The sequence below is a fragment of the Oscillibacter sp. genome (assembly GCF_031978065.1).
In the GTDB taxonomy this organism is placed as follows: Bacteria; Bacillota; Clostridia; order Oscillospirales; family Oscillospiraceae; genus Oscillibacter.
On record NZ_DALZCH010000181.1, the window covers coordinates 1 to 3,359 of the forward strand.

Below are 3,359 nucleotides of genomic sequence, written 5' to 3' on the forward strand. Positions count from 1 at the left end.
GTAAGGCTGTCTACCGGATTGTCCGCGTTGACCACGAATACCAGCGCGTCAATGGCGAAGGGCTCCATCTGCCACTGGACGTTCTGCTCCTCCTTCTCCTGCCAGATGATTTCCGGCGGCTCGGCGGCAATGAGCAAATCCACGCCGTCCCCGTCGTTCCACATCAGCATCCGATAAGATTGGGTGGTTTTTGAAAAGTCAAACAGGTCGCTTACCTCATCCCGCGTCTCTCCCAAAAGGACGCTGGCGATGGCTTGCGCCAGAGGGACGGTGGAGGTGGAGCCGTCCAGGTGGGGAAAGTTTTCCCGGGTAAAGACAAACTGCTCCGTCTGAGACTCTACCGGGGCGGAGGAGGAAGGTGCGGAAGCGGAGGGAATGGAGGATGCACCGGGAGCACCGCAGGCAGAAAGCGCCAGAACGGAGGCAAGCAGGAGCCAAGGGACAAGACGGTTTTTCATCATGAAACTCCCTTTCTTGATATTTGGCGGCGGTCGCGCCGGATTTCTGCGAACTGGACGGTAAAGGTATAAAAATACCTATTCTGAAGTTATTGTAGCCAAGAAGCATTTAAAATGCACAAAAAAGCGGCAACAAGTTATGTCAAATTGGTAACGAGTTTCCAGTTTTGCATAGAAATCAAAAAGGTATGCTTCGGAAAATGAGAGAATAGTGCTTCTGAAATTCAGTGAAATAAAACAACATACGGCAGTAAAAAACTTTTTATTTGAGGAAAGAAAAAAATTTATATGATTATGGAAAATTATTGTAGCTTTTGTCACCAATTGACGATATAATGAGTGCAGATTTGATAATGGGAGGGAAGCTGCATGGAAGACCGGGAAAAACAAAATTCGATGGCGCTTCATCGGCGATTGGCGGTAGGATTTGGAGCGGTTAATCTCGTCACGATCCTGATTACTTTGCTCAGCGTGGCCGTGATAGCGCGCCTGCATGCCGAGGGCAGTGTTTCAGCGGGCTTTCTCACGGGCTTTTCCGGAGGGGTGGTCGCGCTGACGATTCTTTCGATTGTGCTGAGTGGGATTGCGTGCAGGCGTCTTGACAGTAGCATGACCCGGCCGATGAAAATTCTGAACGGCATTGCAACCCAGCTTTCCCAAGGAGATACATCGGCCAACGTAAAGGTGCTTACCAATGACGAGGTGGGCAGGCTGATGCAGGCATTTAAGACCATGGTGGAGAGCACCAGACGGCAGGCACAGGCCGCCGAGACAATTGCCAAAGGGGATTTGACCGCGCAGGTGGCGTTGAACTCCGAGAAGGACGTGCTGGGCATGGCGCTGAACCACATTGCGGAGAACAATAGCCGGATGCTTTCCCGCATCCGGGCGGCTTCCGGCGAAATCGCCGCCGAGGCCGGGCAGATTTCAGAGGCAGGAGGGCGCCTTGCGGAGGGCTCCAGCCGACAGGCCGGTTCCCTTCAGGAGCTGGCGGCGGCGGTGGAGCAGGTGAAATCCAACATCGACCTGAGCGCACAGCATGCCGCGAAGGCCCGCACCCGGGCAAACAAGGTCAGCCACGATGCGGAGGACGGCAGCGGACGCATGAGCGAGATGCTGGAGGCGATGGACGAAATCAGTGTTTCCTCCGCAAACATCTCCGGCGTGATGAAAGCGATTGAAACCATCGCGTTTCAGACCAATATCCTGTCGTTGAACGCCTCGGTGGAGGCGGCGCGGGCCGGACAGTACGGCAAGGGCTTTGCCGTGGTGGCGGACGAGGTGCGCAATCTGGCGGCACGCTCCGCCAAGGCCGCGCAGGAGACTGCCGACATGGTGAAGGACTCCGTTCAGCGGATTGAGCACGGCACGCGGATTGCCCGGGAAACTGCCGATGCGTTCCATAAAATTGTGGACGGCATCCATGAGGTGGCGGATCTGGCGGAAAAAATTGCCGACGCAGCGGCGGAGCAGGCCGCAGGCGTATCCGCCATCAACGACGAAATCGGGCAGGTGTCCGCCACGGTGCAGGCCAACTCCGCCGCGACGGAGGAAAGTTCCACCTCAACGGTTACCCTTTATCGGCAGGCTGAGGAGCTGAAGGCGCTGGTGCAGACCTTTAAGCTGAGGGTGAATTGACGTCGTTTCTCACAAAACGCCTATAAAAAGAACGGACCGGACGCCCTGCGGCGTCCGGTCCGTTCTTTTGGAAGATTGATGAAAAAAGTTTTGTCCCTTGCAAGTATGATAATACCGGTCAGATATTAAGCAAAAAAGCAGGGTTTGTTACAAAAGTTTTAAATCTGCGCGAGTTACAAATTTTTCAATGATTTTGTACTTCTCTGAAAATTCCTTGTATTCTCAAGGGGAATCACTGGTTCTTCAAGATATGCGGTTGAAATATTCTGAAATATTCTTAAAGCATATATGACACAGAGAATACACAGTGAAACCTAAAAACACCTAAAAATCTACACAGTGAAAAACTAGCTGTTTAGAATAGACTGTTCCAGTGCAGTCACGTATTCCGCCAGCTTGTCCGCGGCGCTGCGCTTGTGTCCGTCTCGCAGGTGGGTGTAGACAGCCTCCAGAACCTGCGGCGTATCTCCTACGATCTCGGCCGCCTGCCGGGGGTCTATTCCAGCTTCATAGCAGATTGTAGCAAAGCTGTGCCGGAGACAGTGGGGCGTGATAGGAAATGTTTCTACGAGTTCTCCGCTGTCAAGCTGCTGGATTTCATTCAGCCCCGCCTCCCGGCAATAGGTTCTCCACAAAGATTGAATTTCAGAGGCCCGCATAAAGCCGCCATCCTTGCCGGGGAACAGCAGCCCGATACGGTTTTTAGGAATGCGCGCCGCCAGAGAAGGAAGAAGCGGGATGTCACGCCGACCATTGCGGCTTTTCAAATGATCTTCCAATACGGGGCTACTGCTTGCGTAAGACAATTTTTTCGTGATGTGAATGCAGCCCGCTTTGCGATCAATGTCGCTGTAAGACAGTGCCAGTGCTTCGCCACGGCGGCAGCCAGTAAACATGAGAAAGTATCCCAACGACACGTCCGCATCTTTCTTTTGGCTTTCCAGAAGCACTAGTGCCCGCTCCTGCTCATCCGTCAAGGACTCGCGCCGTTTCGGGGGCAGCGTGTGCTTTGGAAGCCGCACTTTGTCGGCAGGAGATGCGGCAATATCCCCGGAAACCACGGCAGAATCAAAAATCATTTTTATGACCGCCAATTCGATTTGAGCGGTATTCCGGCTGTGCGTTTTTGAAAAGTCGGAGATTTGCCGTTGCAAGTCCTGCGGTGCAACCTCAGAGGCGTGTTTGTCGCCCAATGATGCTATTAGACGAGCCACGGCGTATGAATAAACGCGGCGGGTGCTCTCCGAAATTTCGCTCTCGTGG

The 3,359-nt window shown here is 53.4% G+C and carries 2 protein-coding genes and 1 pseudogene; 1 reads left to right on the top strand and 2 read right to left on the bottom strand.

The window, feature by feature from the left end; all coding sequences use genetic code 11:
• Positions 1-461 (bottom strand): annotated as a pseudogene (locus RTK01_RS16360) (hypothetical protein); the annotation flags it as partial.
• Positions 462-827: 366 nt separating this feature from the next.
• Here RTK01_RS16360 and RTK01_RS16365 point away from each other — a divergent pair.
• Entirely contained in the window at positions 828-2,096 is a 1,269-nt protein-coding gene (locus tag RTK01_RS16365) for a HAMP domain-containing methyl-accepting chemotaxis protein (RefSeq protein WP_312281988.1), read from the top strand.
• A 347-nt stretch (positions 2,097-2,443) separates the two neighbouring features.
• Here RTK01_RS16365 and RTK01_RS16370 read toward each other — a convergent pair whose 3' ends face one another.
• Positions 2,444-3,175 carry a site-specific integrase gene (locus RTK01_RS16370; RefSeq protein ID WP_312281989.1) on the bottom strand — a complete coding sequence of 244 codons (732 nt, stop codon included), beginning with the start codon at positions 3,173-3,175 and terminating at the stop codon, positions 2,444-2,446.
• Positions 3,176-3,359: the final 184 nt, after the last annotated feature.